Consider the following 20922-nt stretch of genomic DNA (forward strand, 5'->3'; position numbering starts at 1 on the left):
ATTGCGAAAGCTAATCAACAGTTACCGAAATTTTAAGCCGTGCGTTTTTCTTTGCTCATTCAACAAACATTCAAAAACACGCTCAAGCCCAGCGAACGTTTAATCGAGTTTAACGGCTAAATAGTGAACACCTGCGTTTGATGATTGTGGCAAAAAGTAAATGTCGTAATATTTAAAATACTGCTGACCATCTTTGCTAACCGGCTCGGCATCTTTTGGTAGCGAGTCATACGCCTTACCCAATTCATATCCTGTGTTATTAGCGGTCGATTGCTGATATTCCAGCGAATTTGCCACAACTGAGTTATCTTCAGTGACGTATTCGTCCCCCAAGTAAGCAGGCTCGTCAATCACTCGGTAAGCGCCATTATCAAACACATAATAAATGCCTTGAGCAAAATAGTAAGCACTGCCCCTCATAACAATACGCTCGTACCCTGCAGGCAGATGATTGACCCTGAGCCCAACGGGCGGACGCACCACCTTATAACCTTGCTTGACGTGGCGATAGTATAGGCCATCGTGAAAAACAAACGACACACCACCAAAGCGCAAAGCAATGCTGTTTACTGGTGCTTTACGCACTAACGCGCCGGTTTTATACACCACCCGTTTTTTTACTATTGGCTTGTGCACCGACGGTGCATGTACAACGTTCTTCTGTATAACCGTTTTATACTCGGGGGAGTGGTGAACGACACTCTTTTTCACCAGCACTTTTTTATCAACGACGTTTTTATTAACAACTTTTTTGTCAGTGACCTTCTTCACGACCACATCGCCATTATGTCGCTCATTCTTATACTGTGCCTGACTTAGAGGAGATACAGCACTTAAGCTAATAACCAAGGGCAACAACCATTTTATATTCATAGTGATTCCTTAATAACGATTTTCGTTACGGGTGATATTAGGCCGCAAAACTGAATATAAACTGACTGCATTGCCCTATGCCTGCTACTTTACGCAAACTTTGTAGTTCTTAACGTTTCTTAACTTTCCCGCCCTTTTTTATTTAACGCCAATAAGGGTAGCCCTTCACAACAGCAACTTTCTACAACAGCAACTTTCTACAACAGCGAAAATATTCAACGCTGGCAAGGTGAATGTCGATGTGCGTGCACTTCTTCTTAAAATATAAAGTCACGCCTTTCAAATATGAGCCAGATCATTACTCGCGTTTGCATTACCGCTTTTACGGATTGCACATTGGCTTTTCGTCACCGCGCAATTAGCATCAATCACAAGATATAATTACTTTTTTGCAACAAGTTAATTTACTCTACAGATAAATGGCCATAAATAAGGTGCTCACATGCAGTTAAACGTAAACGGTACATCCCACGACGTGGACGTGGATGATGAAATGCCCCTGCTGTGGGTGTTACGTGATGAACTGAATATCACAGGCCCCAAGTTTGGCTGCGGTATTGCGATGTGCGGTGCCTGCACTGTGCATATTAACGGCCAACCCGCGCGCTCATGCTCTATGCCCGTAGGTCAAGTATCTGGCCTTGTGACCACCATTGAAGGCTTAGGGACGCCGGACGCTATGCATGAAGTACAAGCAGCGTGGGTTGAACACCAAGTCGCCCAATGCGGATATTGCCAACCCGGGCAAATTATGTCGGCGGCGGCGTTATTACAAATGAACCCGAATCCTGATGATGAAGCTATTGATCGCGCCATGTCAGCCAATTTATGTCGTTGTGGCACCTACCCGAGAATTCGCGCTGCGGTGAAAACCGCCGCACAAAATATTCGGGAGAAAAACGCATGAGCACACTCGGTAAAATTACCCGTCGCAGCTTTGTGATTGGCTCTGCTGCCATTGCGGGCGGCGTGCTTTTTGGCGTGTACAAATATAAACAGCCTTACCCTAACCCGCTTGAAAAAGGACTTGCCCCAGGCAAGACCGCCCTGACACCTTATGTACTCATTAATGCAACCGGCGTCACCATTATTGTTCCACGAGCTGAAATGGGCCAAGGGGTCAAAACCACCCTTGCGGCATTAGTCGCTGAAGAGTTGGATATAAACGTAGAAAACATCACCATTGAACACGGTGTTCCGTCACATGCCTATTACAACGCTGCGGTATTGGAAGAAGGCGTGCCTATTCCTCCCCAAGATAACAGCGCCATGGCAAAAATGGCGCGTAATTTTATGCATGTACCGGCTAAGCTTTTCGGGGTGCAAGTCACAGGTGGCTCATCATCTACCGTGGATGCATTTGAGAAAATGCGTATGGCCGGTGCCACCGCCAGAGAAGCCCTGCTATTAGCCGCCAGTGTCAAGTTAAATGTGCCGAAAAACGCCCTAAGCACAGACAACGGCGAAGTGATTGCACAAGACGGTAAGCGTCTTTCGTACACCGAATTAGCCAGCTTAGCCGCAAGCGTAGAATTACCTGATGACGTAAAGCTAAAACCACAGAGCCAGTGGAAGCAAATAGGCAAGTCCATTCCCAGAGTGGATATGGTCGAAAAGTGCACCGGTACTGCCACCTTTGGTATCGACGTGCTGCAAGATGAAATGCTCTACGCTACCGTTAAAGTTAACCCTCATTTGGGTGCGAAATGCAATTCGTATACGGCGAATAATGCCGCGAGCATGAAAGGGGTTAAGGCAATTTTACCCCTTGCAGATGTGGGCGTTGCGGTGGTTGCTACCAATACTTGGTATGCGTTTAAAGCCGCAGAAAAAATCGAGTTTGACTGGGCGAAAACGGACTATGGGCAAACCACAGAGGACTTATTCGCCTCTGCTATCGCCGCCTTCACCGAAGAGCATCACGACAGCGAAACGCGCAATGATGGCGATGTTGAAGCTGCTATTGGCCAAGCGGGAGACGCCACCGTGCATCGTGAGTACCGCGCGCCATTGTTAGCCCATGCCACCATGGAGCCCATGAATGCCACGGCATTGATGAAAAATGGCGAGCTAGATGTATGGGTCGGTACACAAATGGCCACATATGCGCTGTCCGAAGCGTCACGGGTGTCGGGCATAGACCCAGAAAACATTCGTATTCACACCACCTATTTAGGCGGCGGCTTTGGCCGGCGGCTCGAAATGGACTTTATTATTTACGCGGTCATGGTCGCCAAACAGCTTGAAGGCACCCCGGTGAAAGTCACTTGGACCCGAGAAGAAGACATGACCCACGACAGTTACCGACCTTTCGCTGTAGCGCGCTTTGAAGGCATTACCAAAGGCAAAAGTGTCAGTGCTTTAGATGTAAAAATATCCTCTCCTTCGGTGATGGAGTCACAAATGGGTCGCCTTGGCGTGTCGATACCCGGGCCAGATAGCACCATAGTGCAGGCCCTATGGGATCAAGCCTACATGATAGAGGACTACCGCGTGACGGGTTATCGCGTCCCTATGGGTATGCCTGTCAGCTCTTGGCGCTCTGTGGGCGCTTCACAAAACGGCTTTTTTAATGAATCAATGATGGACGAGCTAGCCATTGAAGCGAATGCGGATCCTATTGAGATGCGCTTGAGTCTTATCACCCATCAACCGACCCGAGATGTGCTTGAAACCGTCGCCAAAATGGCAAATTGGGGACGTGACCTTCCAGAAAACCATGGCTTAGGCGTGGCACTTGTGACCTCGTTTGGGGTGCCAGTGGCTGAAATTATAGAGGTGGTCAATACACCAAGGGGGATCAAAATACTCAATGTGTACGTGGCCGCCGATGTGGGCATTGCCATTGATCCAGTGAATATCGAGGCACAATTAATCTCAGCGGTTAATTTTGGTTTAGCAGCCGCCATGATGGGCGAAATTACCTTATTAGACGGTAAAGTACAGCAGACTAATTTTCACAATTATGATGCTATTCGCATGCATCAAGCGCCCGCTATACATAGTAAAATACTCGAAAATGGTGAGCGTATTCGCGGCATCGGCGAACCAGGCACCCCACCAGCAGCACCCGCTCTTGCTAATGCAATTTATGCGGCAACGGGTCTTCGCCTACGCGAAATGCCATTTAATAAGCAAATACAGTTTGTTTAGGAGCACCATCATGCAAATGAAATCAATCATGCTAAAAACTATTGCTCTTATTCTATTGCCTGTGCTGTCGTTTGTTTTTAACGCCTCGGCTCAAGTTAACAGCCTTGAGCAAGATAATAGCCTTGAGCGGAAAGGCAGCCTTGAGCGGAAAGGCAGCCTTGAGCGGGAAGACAGCCTTGAGCGGAAAAACAGCCATGAGCCATTAAAGACCCAAGAGGCCAGCCAAGCCTGGAATAAGATCTACGAAGTATTCTCACATCCGCGCTGCGCCAATTGTCACGTGCCAGATGACAACTTACCCCGTTGGTCTGGTCCAAATTACGGCAAAACTAGCGTGCATGGCATGCATATCTCTGGTGGGCAGAGCCGCATCGGCGTTGAAACCGTGATGTGTAGCACCTGTCATGCGCACACGAATTCAGTTGAGCCACATGGCCCGCCGGGCGCCCCAGTATGGATGCTTGCTCCAGTAGAAATGCTTTGGTGGCAGCAAAGCTCAAAACAAATTTGCGAGCAAATTAAAGATCCCGCTCGTAATGGGGGGCGCACCCTGGAAGAAGTCGCCCATCATATTGAAGAAGACGAACTAGTCCATTGGGGCTGGAACCCAGGTATTGGCCGAGAGCCCGCACCCTATTCGGCCCAGGAAACGGCAGCCTTTGTGAACTTATGGGCAGACGCTGGCGCACCCTGCCCTGAATAACGCAGCACAACATTTATAGGCAAGGGACACCGAGTGGTATCCCTTGCCTTAATAGTGAATAACTTAAAATCTCGCCCTAACACCAAAGCTGACCGAGCGACCAGGCAGAGGTATTTCATCTTTTACGTAAGATGAATGCACTCGTCCCTCTTCATTGCTTAAATTGCTGCCTTTTAAGTAGAACGTCATATCAAGATCATCAAGCGCTAGATAGTAATTCGCTGCAGCTGACCACATGGTGTAGCCGTCTGTGTCCGTTTCATACGCAGCAATTTTATCTTGTTTACTGTTGCGCACCACTTCGACTTCGCCGTGCCAATTGCCTTGCTCATAATGCAGCGAACTACCGACCCGCAGCGGTGGAATTCGCGGCACGTTGCCCCCTTCATCCAACTCTGCACGGGTATAATCACTGAAGACTTCCCAGCGCAGCGCTTCAGTCATGTGCACATCAACTTGGGCTTCAAAGCCATACAATTTGGCGTCTTGTTGCTCAAAGTTGATAACAGACAATCCATCGGTTTCTTCTTCATATTCGCCGTTTAATGCCACATTTGCAGCATAATTTTCTGCGGTGATTAGTTCACCACCGGCATACACTAAGCCAGTACTTTGCTCGAATATATAATCGCCTACTTGGTTGTAAAATACGCTTGCGGTGGCGTTCCATGTGTCGTTTTGGTAACGGTACGTCAAATCTATATTATTAGATTCTTCTTTGTTTAGACTGCTAGGTGCCTGATTAACACTGTAAACACCGTTTTGCTCATCGATGTTAAAACCGCCCCCAATTTCATAGGTTTGCGAGCCCACATGAGGGCCGTATGAAAACATTTCAGAGGCTGAAGGCGCCCGCTGGGAATAGGCATAATTGAACGCTAAAGAGTGATGCTCATTTAGGCTCCACACTACACCGGCTGAGCCTGAGAACGAGGTGTAATCTTTATCGTTAAAACCGATGCTGTTATTTGTGTCTAGCTGATCATAGAAACTGTTATCAACCTCATGGGTCAGGGTTTCAACTCTTGCGCCTAGTTGCCAGAGTAACGGCCCTGATTCGTGCTCTTCCATGACAAATGCGGCGATTGAATTAGTCTTGGTGGGGGGCGAAAAGGCTTCTTCACCCAGCGCTGAGGCATCACTGTAGTTATAATGAGCACCCATAACCCCCTTCCAGCCAGCCACTTCTTGATGATCCGCCCATAAGCGCGATTCCACCGATTTATTTTTAAAGGTGGTGCCTACTTCTTCACCTTCAAATTCCGTGTGCTGGTAATCAGTGAAGCCATTTTGAAAATGTACCGCCTCAAAGAAACCATCAAGGTTTTTCCAATCAACAACAGCCTGGTAGCGGTCCTGTTTCAATTTAATGTAAACGTCTTCTTCTACGGGCAAGCCGTATTCTGAATCCATGCGACCGTAAGACAATGCAACGCGCGTATCATCGGTGATCCACCCTCCGCCTAAGTTAAAACCGTGAGCACTGACGGAGGAATTATCTAATTCGCCGCTACCACCTTCATCATCCACATTGCCAGGCACAGGAATTTTATAATCGTCGGTGTCGCGATTGTAGCCGTCAACATGAAACACAAAATCCCCAGTTCCCATGTTCAAATCAGTAGATACCGTTTTCGCATCTGCAACATTGTCGTATTGGGCGAATACCTCACCGGTTAGTCCTTCTTGGCGCTGGGCTGGCAAACGGTTATCTACCACGTTAACCACACCACCAATGGCACCACTGCCGTAAAGTAAGGTTGCAGGCCCCCTTAGTACTTCAATTTGGCTGGCCGTGGAGGTTTCAGTGGCAACTTGGTGATCAGGCCCTACTCGAGAGGCGTCGGATGCGTCCAAACCATTTTGCACTACCTTAATACGAGGGCCATCTAGGCCACGAATAATTGGGCTACTTGCCACCGGTCCGTAGTACGAACTATGCACACCCGGCACATTACTTAAGGTGTCCCCCAAGGTAGCGGCCTGATTTTGGTCTAATTCCTCGCCACTTAAAATAGACACTGGCGTACTGGATTGCAGTACCGTTTTACTGATAGGTGATGCAGTGATAAGTAGCGTTTCTAAGTCCGCTTCATCTTTGTGTAAGTTCTTTTCTTGGGCGTGCGCCATTGACGTTAACGCAGCTAATACCGCGATTAACACAGTTGAGTGTTTTGTTTTCATTGATTTTCTCTTGAGAGCATGAATACACACCGGTTTTCAATATGAAACTCGGCCAATTAAGTTGATATGAGTAAGCTAATAATCTGAGGGGGGATCGCGATTACCAACCGTTTTACTAAACGGCAGAATAATGTGTGCGATAATTAACTTAGTCGTATCTCCTGCAAGAGAAACGTCAAATAACGGGGGTGAAAAAAACGCTAACGGACAGTCGTAATCATCAAATGCCACACAAACTGAACAGTGATTATCAACTTGCACCAAATGAGACGTGTCGTGCCATTCAAAAGCAATGTTCGAGGCAAACGAAAACAACAACAAAAACACGACGCTATATTTCAGCATCATGGGTTTGATTGGGGTTCGAGGGGATGAATAATGCGACATATGTTATAACGTATCATTTATCATTTTAGGGGTCGAGCGAACATCCACTTAATACGTGCTTTGTTACAAAGTCTGCTCGTTACTTGCGGAAATATTAGCCACCTAACGCATAACGGCTAGATTTTATCGGTCTTGGGGTGTTTATTCACCGAAACGATGGACGATTAGACAATGAGAACGGCGGTCTCTTGTGCAAAAGCAGCACACCAAGCAATAGTCTATGAGCACAGCGCCTCTGTTGAAATACTGACGCGGTCTTTTGCAGAACGGGCGAAATCTTAGCTAAGTTAGCTTCGTAACTCCGTTGTGAACTGAGTCGCTGCCCAATACAGGGCACCTTTTACTGGTGCCCTACACATCGTCTCATTTGAACTTACTTAGCGGCAATAGCGGCAATAGCGGCAATAGCGGCAATTTATGAACGTTTACGGCTAGCTGCAACGCCCGCAAAGCCAAGCATTAACACAAATAAGCTACTTGGCGCAGAGACAGGCACTTCATCCAGCGTTACGCTTAGGTTGTAAGCATAATTTGTGAAGGTATCAAAGAACCCTTCGTTTCCGCCAACCGCTAAGGTGTATGAGCCAGCGGTTAAAGCGATATCGGTTAAGCTACCCCCTAGACCCGGCACAAAAGGGTTATTACCCGCGATGAAATGTAAGTCACCAAATAGATCAGTAAAATCGCCACCGTTTGAAAAAGGGACGGCAAAATCATTGACTACACTGCCTTGATAAACACTCAGACCTAAGTTGATTAACGCTGAGCTTGTTATTGATAGAAGGGAATCTTTGCTGACGTCAAAAGTGACGAAGTCTAGTGCATCCCCGAACGTATCTTCATTAAGCCAGCCACTGTCACCAATCAGTGAATCCGACACGTTCCCATCGTTTGGTAGAGCAATAATGGATGCCGAAGCCAGTGTGCTTGTGCATAAAGCCACTGTCATCAGAAGTAGAGTAAAATAGCGTTTCATAGTGTAATTCCTTAAATAGACCCTGCATCTGGCACCAATGAATAGATATGCATTCGTGCCAACGGCGCTGATGATGACCACCAACGCCTACAGATAAAAAGCATTGAGATTGAGAATTGGTGCAAGTCAGCTAGCCCCTACAGTGCGCCGTTTTCCCAAGGGCCCGTAATAGCAAACGTGACGCCTGGCGACTGCACATTGGCAAACAACCAGCGGCCATGGAAACACGCCCCTGCCCATTCGCGGCTGGTGAAGCTGCGACGAGCGCTCCCGTCAACTGACTCCCCCACCGAGTCCCAAAAATTAGCTTGAGTGCCAGGATAAATGCTGTCGATAGAGGCTAAGTCACCTTCGTCTAACGCAATGTTATTCTCAGCAAATGGAAAGATGTCACCCGATTTAGTTAACCCCACAAGGCGCTTAGGATTAGAGCCGCCGTCTTCACATAACAGCATGTTGCCACGTGGGCTGATAGCGATGTTATCTGGACCATCAACTTGGGTGAGCGCGTCTCGTGATTCAAACAATATGGTGACTGTCTCCTTGCGCGGGTCATAGCAGAACACCTGACCAAGATTAGCTGCGCCACCGGAGGTAGAAACGAAATAAATTTTACCGTCGTCGTACCAGCAACCTTCTCCGCGCTCTATGATGGCGGCGTTAAATGCTTGGTCGAAACAACGTTCACTCATGGCATCTGGATCTGGCACTTCTTGCCACGTCACGTCCCACACCGTGCCTTCGACCAAACCACCGCGTAAGTCAACCCGTGGTTGATCGTTTACAACCATCGCATACAGTTTACCGCCTGATTTTAAATCTCCCCACTGACCTGCTGGTTCAAACTTATAAAAAGCAGACGAACCTGCATCTTCCGTTTCATAAACAAAACCTGTGGCTGGGTCAACCGCTGCAGCCTCATGAGAAAAACGCCCCATTTCACGGATAGGTTGTCCATCTGAGATACCAAACCCTGGGACTTCGAAAACGTAACCATGGTTAACGCCCTGAGGACCTGCGTTCCAGGCATGAAAAGTCTCTTCGCATGACATCCACGTGCCCCAAGGTGTAACACCACCAGCACAATTGCGTATCGTTCCACCTAGGCTGTTATAAGAAGATAAAAACTCACCCTTTAGTACATCAAACATGATGGTTGAGGTACCGCCATTTTGTGCTTCATTATAGACACCGCGATTCCCTCTGGGAGATGATGGAAAGCCTTCTCCTTCGGAGCATTCGTGGTTCCGTACCAGTGCGATAACATTACCTTTTACAGCCGCTACGCCCATTCCGTCATGATCCGTTGGTGTGGGTAATCGATCGGCTTGAACTTGACCTGTCCATCCGTATGAGGTGTATTCAAACCCTTCTGGCAGTGATAACAACATTAGGCCTGTCGCTTTATCAGCAGTAGGAAACAACGGGCCGTAAGCGCTGCTAAACGGCAAAGATGCCGCTTGTGATTTACTGGATAACGCCATAAATGCCGTACTGGCCGCAGCCACTGAGCCGCCTTTTAATACTTGCCTACGGCTAAATGCCGGTTCGATTTTCTCTTCGCTTACTGGTCCTAAATCTTGGTCTAACATGGTATCTCCTAAGGATTAATTTTTATTTATTCAAAGGTTCAACAGCGCGTTGACGACAACCCCGCAAGCACTAAATTAGCGATATTAGATTACAATTTGTTAGCGTTTTTCTTACGATTTAAGGATGCTTTTATGGCGTATTTATGTCGAATTTGTGGCGTAAAAATGACACACACCCAGTCGTTAAATAGACGGGCCCATTTGTTTTTGCTGTAGGTGCTTTTTGTCTGACTCACTACGCTTTATCAATACAATTGACAGCTCGTATAACAGCAAAATTGGCACTCCTAATACAATTTGAGAAATCAAATCTGGTGGGGTAATCAAAGCGGCGATAAAGAAAACTAATACTATGGCATGTTTGCGATACGTTTTAAGCATGTCGGCGTCCACCACCCCCGCTTTGGCGAGCACCAACAACAACACAGGCAATTCGAAACATAGGCCAAAGGCGAGGATCAATCGGATCACTAGGGCTAAGTACTCGCTCATTTTTGCTTCCAGCTCGACGCTGATCCCATCCTCTTGGCCTAGTGATTCAAAACTAATAAAAAACTCCCACGCTAATGGCATGACCAGATAAAAAGCCAGTGCCGCGCCGCCTATAAATAGAATGGGCGTGGCAATAAAAAGCGGTGAAAGGGCTTTTTGCTCGCGTTGATACATACCGGGGGCAATAAACTTCCAAACTTGAATTAAGGTGATGGGCAAGGTGCAAAACGTTGCGCTAAAGAATGCCAGTTTAAGGTATGTAAAAAACGCTTCATGCAAGCCGGTGTAAATCATTCGCCGACCACTGTCGGGGCCAAAGATCTGCAGTAAAGGTTGTTGTAGAAATTGGTATATTTGCTCAGCAAAAAAATACGATACACCAAACATCAGAGCAAAAAATCCAAAGCAGTACAGTAAGCGACGTCTAAGTTCGATAAGGTGTGTTAGCAGCGGGGCTTTATTGGCATCCATTGCACTACTCATGCTTGTTCCTTTTTGTTTTGCGTGGCAGATTTTATAGTTTGCACCTTCGCCGCACTAATATTATCTGTTCCTCCAAGCTCACTGTCGTGCTGCTGTTTGGCTTGCGCTGCTACTTTGGCAGCGTGATGAGCTTGCCGCCTTAAACGGTGATCCTCAGCAGACATAGAGCCAGGGGTGAAATCATCTGGCAGGTGCTGAATTTCTTCAGGAAGATAGTCCTTCCAATGATTGCTCTGTTGCCCTTGGCTGATATTTATTTCGTTTTCCAACTGCTTAACGCTGCCCTTAACATCGTTGAGCATACGTTTAGATTTATTCATCACGTGACTCATCATGCTAAACAGCTTGGGCAAGTCCTTTGGGCCGATAACAATCAACGCCAAAGCAGCAACAAAGCTCAGCTCTAACCAACTTAGATCGAACATTTTTCGCTCCGATAAACAAGGTAGACAGTACTTTCAAAGTAAAAGGCAGTGCTTCACAGAGTAGGAGACTTTTTCTCTAGGGTTTCGCCTGACGTTTTTTCAACGCCCTGCTCGTCCTGACTTTCGTCTTCGCTTATCCCACGTTTGAAACTCTTGATCCCTTGCGCTAAGTCGCCCATTAAAGCTGGAATACGGCCCCGCCCAAATAGCAAAATAAACAACAAGGCCACCAATACCAACTGCCAAACACTTAAGCTCATGCTTGTATTCCTTAAAATAAGTTTAACGTTACAGGCTAAAAAGAATGGCGCCGAAATATGACCTAGGGGTGACAAAAATATGAACTTAACATGTCTATCGAGTGGAAGCGGCTTTGGGTCAGCTATCTGTTGAATACCGATTTTCCATAGGTTTACTTTTTCTTAAATGTTCCGCAAACCATCTGTGATACGATCGGTGTATCTAGAGTAGTGCGCCTCATCTTTGTTTTTTATCGGCGCTATTTAATAAGGTATGTACATGAAAGTTATCATCGCCCTCGTTGTTTTAGTCGCGGTAGGGGCAACCCTATGGCTTTCCAATCAAGGGAAAACTGAAAATCCAGTGTCTCAAATAGAAACACTACCGGTTATCTCGCGTCAGCAAATTTTAACCGCTACTGATTTAGTTGATGGGGTCAAGAATGCCCTGCAAGAACAGGACGAAGAGGCGATTTCCCAGTGGTTAGACAGAGCCCTAGCAGTAGCAAAAGAAGCGGATATGTCACAAGAAGACATCAACTATATTGCCTCTGATATGGCCAAAGACTTCGTTGTTTTTCAAGCCCAGCGCAGTATGTTTAATGATGCCGTAGAGCAAGCTTATTATGAGTTATCTACCATCGATGCGATTAAAGCTGCTTACCCTCAAGCCGAAGATTTATTCGCCAGCGCCGATAAATTAATCATTGAAAGAGATAAACTCATCGAAAAAATCGCCACAGAATTAGCTGGCGGGGATACCCCAAGCGACGCTGAAGTGCGAACCGCTCGTCAGCAATGGCTAATGCGTTACGCACATCAATAACTGCGCCGCAAGTTAATCTAAAAAGCATCGCAGCTGAGTTTGAACAGAGCGTTGCGGATAAAAACACGGTCCAATGATTTAAGAGGATAAACTTGAATGCCAAATTTTGTTATCGAATACAGTGCGCCGTTAGAACAACAAATTAATGAAGACACGCTGATGGACAGCGTCTTTGAAGGGGCTAAAAATAGCGGTCACTTTCCGCCAGAGGCGATAAAACTCAGAACAGAAAAACGCAGTGGCTTTCGTTTACACGACAAGCAAAAGGACTTTTTACATATTTCGGCGCATATTCTAAGCGGAAGAACCGACGAGCAAAAAAGTGAAATCTCTAACGCTGTGTTAGCTGAACTTAAAAAGCTAACCTTGAACAGTGTATTTGTATCGGTAGAAGTAGTTGATATACACAGGGCCAGTTTCGTAGATTTTGCGTTCTGAGAATAAGTGTAATGACGCCCCTTTAAACGAGCGCTTGAGTACAGTGTTTGGTCTCATCCTAGCGAGTCAAGCTCTCCTCGCCTTGATTAAAAATAGCTGCTATGAGTTAAATTTAGCGGCTATTTTGTATAGCCCGAGTTAGTACCAGGTGATTGGACGTAGCTTAATTCAAGATGCTATTGTCCTTTAACCAAGCATTAGCAACGCGGTCTATGTCCTCCCCTTCTCTGCTGACCTGATAATCAAGCTGGGCAACGTTGTCATTTGAGACCCGTAACTCATCTAAACGCCCATTGCTCGCCTAAACGCCCGTAGCTCGCCGATTACCCGACAGCATAAAAACCAAATGTTACGCCATTCTTGAACAAATGGTCAGTAAAGGGTTGGTATCTCCTAGCGTATTCGATTGAGGCGCACTTGGTTTAATTTTCATTGAGTGTTTTACGTCACTTAGTTCTACTCGAACACGGGCTGATTGCCCGTTCTAGTTTATGAATCAGAGCGATTGATTCTTTCAATTATCGCAACACCACGACCATGTTTAGAATTGCGTTATCAAATTTCTAGCGCAACTATCACAAAAAAACATAAGAGGTCACCATGAAATCCCTAGCTTCAACCAACGCCATTAACCTAAACAAGTCTGCGCAGCCTAAGCTCGCGCTGATTGCTGAAGGTGGCGGGCAGCGAGGGATATTCACCGCAGGTGTACTCGATGCATGGTTAGAAGAAGGCTACGACCCTTTTGATATGTTTTTTGGCACTTCGGCTGGCTCGCAAAACTTGACTAGCTACTTGGCCCGGCAAAAAGGCTATGCCAAACGCTTGATTCGGGGGTTATCACGGCACAAACGCTTTTTTCATTTAGGCAGAGGTTTAGTGGGTAAACACATAGTGGATTTGGACTGGTATTTTGACAAAACCACCGAGGCCAATCGCGCCATTGATTTCACCACAGCAAAACGCAGCTTGGGCGATCGTGAGTTATACATTACCGCGACCAATGCTCGGGATCGTAACCCGTACTTCTTAAGCCCAACAGGCGAAAGCCAGCAATGGCGCGAGTTGCTAAAAGCCTCTAGCGCGTTACCGTTTTTGTACAAGCGTGGGGTGAAACTCACGCCTTGGCTAGGTGCTACTGCAGCGAATGAGTCAGACGCGACAGCAGCCAAAGAGCCAGGCGCAGTCGAGGCGCAAGCAGACTTTTACCTAGATGGCGGTTTAGCGGCGCCATTACCCGTGATAGAAGCCTACAACCGAGGTGCGCGTAAAATCGTGGTTATTCGCACGGCCGACGCGCAGTTTCAAGCACAATCAGCCTGGGTACACAAATTGAGAACCTTGGTCTGTGCGTCAGGCTATTGCCCAAAAACCATTGATTATTTGGTGCAGCACGAACAAGCTTATCAGCAAGAATTAGCGTTTATTGCCAACCCACCAGCTGACGTGGAAATCGTGCAAATTTTTGCCGGTGAAAGGCTTCACAGTAAATTGCTTGGCAGTACAGATATGGATCTTAAGCACGATCATAAAATCGGTGTCGCCGCAGGCAAAGCCTTCTTGCAAGGGCAATATGCTTTTGAAAGAGCTGAACTAGAAAGAGCTCAGCTAGAAAGTGCTCAGCCAAAAAGTGCGGAGCTAAATCGCATCGACCAAGCAGCTCTTTATGACAAGCTTGGTAATGTCGCGTTCGAAGCTCGTCACCAAGAGCGCCCACCTGAAAAGAGCGAACTTAGAAACAAAGCACCTGAAGCGCGAGTAATTGAAGAGGTAGCAGATAAAGACGCTGAATACGATGCACTGACGCTTGACGCATTCGTCGCGAGCCAACAAGCGACCATGCCCCAGCGCTTATCGGCCTAATCATCGCTCATATCTGAGAAGCCAACGGGTAAGGTCATTCAACGCGTCAACGAATGATCTTGCAGGTTTTATAGATTCAAAGACAAACCTGTAATCTGTAGTAGCTCATATTTGATCTGACAGATTTGGTAAATAGGTTTGGAGTTCATCTGACGGACAGCTATGAGCAAAAAGCGCTCATTGGCGAAACTTCGATAGTAGTCCGCTCAAGACAAACAGCGGACATTCGACTTGCGTTTAAGGGGCACAAACGCATTGGATATAATGCGAAGTGGCCCATGTGTTTGTGTCCCATTGTGCGTCAGCACACGACTTAAAACGTTTGTTATGAGTCATTACTGAAACGAACCACTCTAATGTCCTGCATCGAGATAATACCATTGACAACCGGTATTCCTTCTTTGGATAACTGGGTAATTTGCCCATTTGGATCTGCTAAACGCCCAGACTCAGGTACAACTCGGTTTGTAAGAATAGCATTTTCTGAGTTCTCATTTACTGCCGCTTTTAACATTGAAACAATAGCTTGAGTTCCTGTTGGATGCTCATATGCCCACAGTGAAAGTTCTTCGTAAGTAGTAACTTTTCCTGCTGTAACTTCAGCGCTAAGTTTGGTTAAAATATCCGCATAATTCATTGGTTCCTCCTTGACTCATAACGCTTTGCATATGGGAATCATAAGAGCGCTTTTCAGCGAGTAAAATTCCCACCATAATGTTTTTGTTAGGTATATTTTTCAAAGTTAACTTTTTGACTTTTGGTTTTTTTTAACTTCAAAGTAAGCATATACCCACGAAAAAACAATTAAAACCGGAATGAAAATAACACATGCGAGTAACAAGCCATCGGGTTTGAAAACGCCATATTTAGCGTACTTAACGCTTACTCCTACGGCTGTAATAATAGAAATGGCAAGAAATATGATAATAAAAACAAACTTTGCTTCTTTTACAACAATCTGATCAGTCATTTTCATTTGTTATTTACCAATTACTTTCAATTTATTACTCGTCAAAACTCGCGCTATACCTAACGCCCCAAGCAGCGGAAAACGCGAACGTTTTGGCGCAGCCAGTGAGTGGTCTTCCGATGACTTGGTTTGTTATGCATCAACAAGTCCAAATAGTTCGGTGTAGTTCTTTTTATAAGTGTTCACTGTTACCTTCGGCCATATTAAAGCTGCATTAATAAGAGCAGGTAAAGCTATTAACACTGAAATAAGCTGGGTACTATCAAAAGGAATTAGAAACCCAGTTGACGCACCTGAAATGTAAGTTGCGTTGCAATAATTTCTGTACCAGCTGATATTTTGATACATGACCGATATTTCTAGCCCGTCATTAACAGCATCAAAAAACATATAGAGAAAAATCAAACCGACTAAAGCCAAAATAATACTTTTTGGCTCTGCAATTTTGATTGCAAAACCTAAAAACGTTAGTGCAATTAACACTAAACCCCAATTCGAATAAACTCCTTTGTATAGGAGAGAAGTGTCTACTGGTCCTGTTGATAAAGGTCGTCGATTCATAGCTTAATTTGATGCATAACGCTTCAAATATGGGGCGCGCGCTGTTTGCGCGTCCCTGCCATTATTTGTTTGTTATACATACAGTTACAACCCTTTTTGCCAACTCTGAGGGTAGACACCTTTGAACACAATATTTATAAATTCTTGTTTACTCAAATGTCCTTTTTTTAGCTTGATGCCAAAATAAACGGCACCTGACAAAAGACAAAATATATATAGAGAAAATAACAGTGTGAAAGAGCATAAAGCGAAAACAGTCATAACCAGAAAATTATCATAGCTTCTTAAAGGGACATCTGAGTCAATTCCAAAATGAGAAGCAATAGCAAAAAACAAGTTATAGGCAAAAATAAAACCAAGCAAACAACCAACAGCTCCAACTCTAGCTGATTGTGAGTAGAAATATGGCTTTAGATTTAACTGGCTCTTTATTGCCCTAATTAAGATGCTGGTGCCCTCAAGTATGTATAACGCCTCATTCTAACGAATCCCCTCATAATTATGAGCAGAAACAATAATATAGACACGCATAGCGCCATTTGATCTAATAAATTTCGCCAAAAACCAACCAGATAACAACACCATGCGTGATATTCATATCTTACACGATTTGCTTAAAAAGCAATGCCCTAATCTACATGCAAAACGCCTTTCCTCTTTGATGGTTGCCACCCAATCTTTGCTAGATGGCCAGCAACTGTCGTTGACCGAATTAGGACGCAATATCTCAGGCTCCGTGGCCCCGAAACACAACATTAAACGCATCGACAGACTGCTTGGTAATAGCAACCTACATATTGAACGGCTCGACATCTATCGTTGGCACGCAAAGCTACTTTGCGGTGCTAACCCCATGCCGGTTGTTCTTGTGGATTGGTCTGATGTGCGTGAGCAGCTCAGGCATTTAACCTTACGTGCATCGGTCAGTGTTCAGGGGCGCTCTGTCACGCTTTATGAGCGCGTATTTTCATTCGGTGAATACAATTCACCTGTTAGTCATAATCCGTTTTTACGGGAGTTGGCGAGTATCCTGCCGTCGGGTTGTTGCCCGTTGATTGTGACCGATGCAGGCTATCGTAACCCTTGGTTTCGTGAAGTCGAAAAGCATGGATGGTTCTGGCTAGGCCGAGTGCGCGGTGATGTGGGATTTAAGCGTGATGGGCAAGCATCATGGCAAAGTAATAAGTCGTTTTATCCCAGTGCAAATTCTCGCGCCAAATACCTTGGGTGTGGTGAGTTGGGTCGCAAAAGCCCGCTTCATGCACACCTGCATTTGTACAAAGCAAAGGCCAAACATCGAAAGGATGAACGCTCTTCAAAGGCAGGGCGAAATCACACCGCCCAGCAAAGCTATCGAGCCGGTAGCAAAGAGCCTTGGCTACTCGCCACTAACCTTCCCGAGAACGATAAACTTAACTCAAAACAGCTGGTTTCCCTTTACGCAAGACGGATGCAAATAGAAGAAACCTTCCGTGATATTAAAAGCCCTCAATACGGCATGGGATTGCGTCACAGTAACAGTCGCTGTACCAAACGATTCGACATATTACTGCTGATAGCGATGCTCGCAGAATGGCTATTACGGCTACTCGGTATCATCGCCGTGAAGCAAAACTGGGAAAGAGCATTTCAAGCTAACACCATCCGTCATCGGCGCGTGTTATCTATCATTAGACTAGGCAGAGAAGTCAGGAAAAGGGCAAAAGATTACAGGATGAACTCAGCTCAAATGACATGGGCTATCGCCCAATATATTACCTGGGTTCACAAAGAAGGAAGACCAATTCTATGAGGGGATCCCCCAGCACCCACATAAGGGGCAGTAATACGTGGGCTAAAATATGGAGCGAAGCGACAGCGCCCACGTGTTACTGTCCCAGCGAGCCTGCGAGCGACTTAATGTGATTGTTAGATTTACTTACCCTTTGAGCTTTCTATTTTCTTACCGATGACTTCCCCTGATTCTTTATTAGAGATCCATACAGCTGAGTAACTTTCACTAAGTTCTCCTTCAACGACATATTAGGTATGGGGTTCAGGCGTAAACGTTATATTGCCGCGAACAATATTGTTGTCAGAAAATAGTGTCTGAATTGGAGCTGCATGTGCAGTGGCACCAACAATAGTGAAGGTCTGACTTAAAACAGGAACAGCGGTTTCGATGAGTTGAGTAGTAAAACTAAAACCTTGGCCTTGAGTAGCGCTTCTCGATGTTCCCATGCTATTTACTATCATTTTGTTATCTATTTTTTCGAGATAGAAAAGCTCAACCGTACTTTGATCAATTCTGTTTTGGGAGCTTGCGATAAGAGCCGAGGGTCCCGAATAGTTTTCAGGATACGGGTTGTGAACTGTTGCGCAGCCGGTGAGTAAAATAACAACTAGAAATAATAATTTTTTCAAAAAAACATCCTTTTAATTACACGGAAATCTAACGCCTAAAGCACGAGCGCACGCTAGTTGGCGGTTTTTTTGCGTTGTTTGCAAAACAAGTGACAGCGAGTGGGCGTCTCTTGCCTTTTCTTGTTACGTTGGTGACTTGAGATGATGTGCATTCTTCTTGACTTCGCTCGCCAGCCCTCTAATTTTCTTTGAAGTACCAGTTGAAGACTCAATTTTAACGTAAGCCAATAAATCCAAATTAATGGTTCCAAAATCAAAATTTGTACTATCAAGTACAAACTCGAAATACTGACTTTCACTCAAACAAGGATTACTTAGATCTCGATTCTCGAATGGGGAGCCGCCCCGCTCACCAATAGATTTAGTAATTCTAAATTTATGATCCTTTCCGTCACTAGTAATGAATGTAAGCGCATAGAGTGTTATTGGCCTGCGGCCAGAATTTACGATCTTCACGTAAATGCCATCGACCATGTTTGCAAAACTTTCCTTATACGAGCCTGACACATCAAATCTTGTTCGATCACGAAACATGACATAGAAAGCCATACAAAAACCAGCAACAGAAATGCAGATGCTGATAATAGGCAAAACCTCTTTCATAGTCATGATGGTTGAATTTCTCCTTCAACGTAACGCTTGCCTAAGCGGCAATTAATAATGGGCTAAAATATTGAGCGCAGCGACAATAGCCCATGTTAATTGTCCGAGCGAGCTTGAGAGCGAATTGAGGCACTTGTTAAGTGGCGCTTACTCTAGTTTTAACTTTCTCATATGTCTCAATCTTAATGTTTAATCTAGGACCTAAATATATAACTACTTCCCTAGCGCCAGCACCAAGTGCCAACTCTCTTAGTACTCTATCTTCAATGTCCGTTAACCCACCATCAGTTTTTTCGAGCTGATGAATAACAAGCCTAGGGGCGCTTCGCAGCCTCGATTTATGAATTGCATAAACGCAATGTAGCAATACTTTTTCGGCACACATAAAGTCAGCGATAAAAGATCTAGAGTGTTTGAAAGGATTAAGAACTTTAGTATTAGGAGCTACTATAGATTTGGCCTCTACACCAATTGCTTTAATTACATCGCCTTTATCGGTACTTTCGATTGCAATATATGGCTCTATTTCAAATGAAGACTGACTCGAAAACTCCTTTACTGAAATTTGAGTTTCACTTAATTCAATTAATAAGTCTTTTGAAAAGTAGCTTCTTATAAGGTTAAACAAAACTGCGGGCCTCCGAGCCATTTAACAATTTAATATAGCGCGATTTGCGCGTTTTTCTGCCGACGCATCGCTCACTTTTATACTTCCGCTATTAATACCAAACTAACTATCATATTGCTATATAAAGGAAAACTGGCGATCTGGATAAAATGATAAGAACAAAAACGAGCGATTGGGTCGTTTTCCTGAATATATGGGAAAGCCCTTTAACTTGTATATTCAAACAGGGGTTTACGCCTAAATAATCAAAAATTTTTTAGTCGCTATTTTACTGAATTCAGAAGGGTAGAATCAGTCGAGGGACTCCTGATCGCTCATTGACGTCAGTCAACTTTTTTAGTGCCAACTTCCGCTTTACGTACAGAGCTGTCATTAATATTTTAGGTCTATAACGACCGCTATTGGCACATATGAGACTGTCAGATTTGATTGAGTCTTGTAAATCAGAGCTGGCAGATTCTGTTTAGACTTATTCATGTAATCAATAGAGTCAGTGACAGATTTACTCTGACTCCTTTTTACCTCACCCGTTTATACGAAAACTTTTCCTCTGTGGTGTTGCCGCTGTCTTCAATGGCCACATAAATATTCATTTCATTGTCGCTAACACGCTCAAGGGTTAAGCCGTTGAAGTACACCTTGTTTTTCATCACTTTGACTAACGCAAAATCCACTGTATTGTCTTTCTCTTCCTAACCGGTTAAGTCTTTGTTGAAATGTTTTAATTTGAATATGAGTGTGTCGTTGACCTCTGATAGGGTTTCAATTTCGTAGAACTGTACTTGGCCTTCAACCACCAGCTTGAATGCGCCCATCATGCTGCCACTAAGAGGGGGCGACCATATCTCTTCAATAAGCCCACCAAAGGCTTCACCACGCCAATGGCCTGCCAGCCAATTCACCGCACTAAGATCTGCGCGAGGTGATTGCTGCTTATCATCTAAGAACATCAGGTTCGGGAATTTGCCTTGTGCTATTCCATTAAAGCAAATCAGCATAAGCAAACAAAGCAGACTTTTCTTTATCATTTTTTATCCCTTGTATAGTGCGTATTTACATCAAATTTCGCTGTCGGCAAAAGTATAGTCTTTCTACTTTGGAATGGGTTTTGTTGTTTTTCGCG

At 45.1% G+C, this 20922-nt stretch carries 21 protein-coding genes and 2 pseudogenes; 7 read left to right on the forward strand and 16 right to left on the reverse strand.

All coding sequences use genetic code 11. The features are described from left to right. Window positions 1-99 precede the first annotated feature (99 nt). A complete protein-coding gene (locus AC0L6N_RS11150; RefSeq protein WP_473474673.1) occupies window positions 100-873 on the reverse strand; it encodes a DUF6515 family protein in 774 nt (257 codons plus the stop codon). Window positions 874-1315: 442 nt separating this feature from the next. On the opposite strand from AC0L6N_RS11150, the gene AC0L6N_RS11155 reads away from it, so the two are divergent. The 3 genes from AC0L6N_RS11155 to AC0L6N_RS11165 are packed head-to-tail and all read left to right on the forward strand — an operon-like array spanning window position 1316 to window position 4729. Beyond that, window positions 1316-1780, forward strand: coding sequence for a (2Fe-2S)-binding protein (locus AC0L6N_RS11155; protein ID WP_473474674.1), 465 nt, complete (start codon window positions 1316-1318; stop codon window positions 1778-1780). Next, window positions 1777-4026 (forward strand): xanthine dehydrogenase family protein molybdopterin-binding subunit, encoded by a 2250-nt coding sequence (locus AC0L6N_RS11160; protein ID WP_473474675.1) that lies wholly within the window; start codon window positions 1777-1779, stop codon window positions 4024-4026. Before AC0L6N_RS11155 ends, AC0L6N_RS11160 begins: the two co-directional genes overlap by 4 nt. Window positions 4027-4036: 10 nt before the next feature. Continuing rightward, the gene (locus tag AC0L6N_RS11165) at window positions 4037-4729 is read left to right on the forward strand and encodes a hypothetical protein (protein ID WP_473474676.1); all 693 of its coding nucleotides are present in this window, start codon (window positions 4037-4039) and stop codon (window positions 4727-4729) included. 63 nt (window positions 4730-4792) lie between these two features. Here the strand turns inward: AC0L6N_RS11165 and AC0L6N_RS11170 are convergent, their stop codons facing one another. The 7 genes from AC0L6N_RS11170 to tatA form a co-directional block, all read right to left on the reverse strand. Beyond that, window positions 4793-6913, reverse strand: a complete 2121-nt coding sequence (locus AC0L6N_RS11170) for a TonB-dependent receptor (RefSeq protein WP_473474677.1) — start codon at window positions 6911-6913, stop codon at window positions 4793-4795. A 75-nt stretch (window positions 6914-6988) separates the two neighbouring features. Next, window positions 6989-7300 carry a hypothetical protein gene (locus AC0L6N_RS11175; RefSeq protein ID WP_473474678.1) on the reverse strand — a complete coding sequence of 104 codons (312 nt, stop codon included), beginning with the start codon at window positions 7298-7300 and terminating at the stop codon, window positions 6989-6991. Between the two features lie 415 nt (window positions 7301-7715). After that, complete coding sequence (locus AC0L6N_RS11180; protein WP_473474679.1) at window positions 7716-8276, reverse strand: PEP-CTERM sorting domain-containing protein; 561 nt, start codon at window positions 8274-8276, stop codon at window positions 7716-7718. Between the two features lie 137 nt (window positions 8277-8413). Then, entirely contained in the window at window positions 8414-9868 is a 1455-nt protein-coding gene (locus AC0L6N_RS11185; protein WP_473474680.1) for a PhoX family protein, read from the reverse strand. A 183-nt stretch (window positions 9869-10051) separates the two neighbouring features. Further along, on the reverse strand, window positions 10052-10843 hold the full coding sequence (tatC, locus tag AC0L6N_RS11190) for a twin-arginine translocase subunit TatC (protein ID WP_473474681.1): 792 nt from the start codon (window positions 10841-10843) through the stop codon (window positions 10052-10054). Beyond that, window positions 10840-11268, reverse strand: a complete 429-nt coding sequence (locus tag AC0L6N_RS11195) for a Sec-independent protein translocase subunit TatA/TatB (protein WP_473474682.1) — start codon at window positions 11266-11268, stop codon at window positions 10840-10842. The genes tatC and AC0L6N_RS11195 overlap by 4 nt, the downstream gene beginning before the upstream one ends. A gap of 53 nt (window positions 11269-11321) precedes the next feature. Next, entirely contained in the window at window positions 11322-11528 is a 207-nt protein-coding gene (gene tatA / locus AC0L6N_RS11200; RefSeq protein WP_041713846.1) for a twin-arginine translocase TatA/TatE family subunit, read from the reverse strand. A gap of 259 nt (window positions 11529-11787) precedes the next feature. Between tatA and AC0L6N_RS11205 the strand changes: the two genes are divergently transcribed. Together AC0L6N_RS11205 and AC0L6N_RS11210 are read left to right on the forward strand one after the other, a co-directional pair. Continuing rightward, window positions 11788-12333, forward strand: a complete 546-nt coding sequence (locus AC0L6N_RS11205) for a hypothetical protein (RefSeq protein WP_473474683.1) — start codon at window positions 11788-11790, stop codon at window positions 12331-12333. Between the two features lie 96 nt (window positions 12334-12429). After that, window positions 12430-12771 (forward strand): 5-carboxymethyl-2-hydroxymuconate Delta-isomerase, encoded by a 342-nt coding sequence (locus AC0L6N_RS11210; protein WP_473474684.1) that lies wholly within the window; start codon window positions 12430-12432, stop codon window positions 12769-12771. 163 nt (window positions 12772-12934) lie between these two features. On the opposite strand, the pseudogene AC0L6N_RS11215 reads toward AC0L6N_RS11210, so the two are convergent. Beyond that, window positions 12935-13045, reverse strand: a pseudogene (locus tag AC0L6N_RS11215) (glycine betaine ABC transporter substrate-binding protein); the annotation flags it as partial. Between the two features lie 326 nt (window positions 13046-13371). Between AC0L6N_RS11215 and AC0L6N_RS11220 the strand changes: the two are divergent. Continuing rightward, entirely contained in the window at window positions 13372-14634 is a 1263-nt protein-coding gene (locus tag AC0L6N_RS11220) for a patatin-like phospholipase family protein (protein ID WP_473474685.1), read from the forward strand. Between the two features lie 325 nt (window positions 14635-14959). Here the strand turns inward: AC0L6N_RS11220 and AC0L6N_RS11225 are convergent, their stop codons facing one another. The 3 genes from AC0L6N_RS11225 to AC0L6N_RS11235 all read right to left on the reverse strand — a co-directional run bounded on the left by AC0L6N_RS11225 (window position 14960) and on the right by AC0L6N_RS11235 (window position 16087). Next, window positions 14960-15271: a hypothetical protein gene (locus AC0L6N_RS11225; RefSeq protein WP_473474686.1), complete on the reverse strand. Its 312-nt coding sequence runs from the start codon at window positions 15269-15271 to the stop codon at window positions 14960-14962. 105 nt (window positions 15272-15376) lie between these two features. Next, window positions 15377-15610 carry a hypothetical protein gene (locus AC0L6N_RS11230; RefSeq protein ID WP_041713481.1) on the reverse strand — a complete coding sequence of 78 codons (234 nt, stop codon included), beginning with the start codon at window positions 15608-15610 and terminating at the stop codon, window positions 15377-15379. A gap of 126 nt (window positions 15611-15736) precedes the next feature. Then, on the reverse strand, window positions 15737-16087 hold the full coding sequence (locus AC0L6N_RS11235; protein WP_473474687.1) for a hypothetical protein: 351 nt from the start codon (window positions 16085-16087) through the stop codon (window positions 15737-15739). Between the two features lie 661 nt (window positions 16088-16748). Between AC0L6N_RS11235 and AC0L6N_RS11240 the strand changes: the two genes are divergently transcribed. Next, entirely contained in the window at window positions 16749-17957 is a 1209-nt protein-coding gene (locus AC0L6N_RS11240) for an IS4-like element ISPat1 family transposase (RefSeq protein WP_473474688.1), read from the forward strand. A 230-nt stretch (window positions 17958-18187) separates the two neighbouring features. Here AC0L6N_RS11240 and AC0L6N_RS11245 read toward each other — a convergent pair whose 3' ends face one another. The 4 genes and pseudogenes from AC0L6N_RS11245 to AC0L6N_RS11260 all read right to left on the reverse strand — a co-directional run bounded on the left by AC0L6N_RS11245 (window position 18188) and on the right by AC0L6N_RS11260 (window position 20827). Then, window positions 18188-18568, reverse strand: coding sequence for a hypothetical protein (locus AC0L6N_RS11245; protein WP_473474689.1), 381 nt, complete (start codon window positions 18566-18568; stop codon window positions 18188-18190). A gap of 123 nt (window positions 18569-18691) precedes the next feature. Then, window positions 18692-19177 carry a hypothetical protein gene (locus tag AC0L6N_RS11250; RefSeq protein ID WP_473474690.1) on the reverse strand — a complete coding sequence of 162 codons (486 nt, stop codon included), beginning with the start codon at window positions 19175-19177 and terminating at the stop codon, window positions 18692-18694. 130 nt (window positions 19178-19307) lie between these two features. Next, window positions 19308-19799 (reverse strand): rod shape-determining protein, encoded by a 492-nt coding sequence (locus AC0L6N_RS11255; protein ID WP_473474691.1) that lies wholly within the window; start codon window positions 19797-19799, stop codon window positions 19308-19310. Window positions 19800-20317: 518 nt separating this feature from the next. Next, window positions 20318-20827 (reverse strand): annotated as a pseudogene (locus AC0L6N_RS11260) (DUF6265 family protein). Window positions 20828-20922 lie beyond the last annotated feature (95 nt).

Source organism: Paraglaciecola sp. G1-13, from assembly GCF_055809255.1.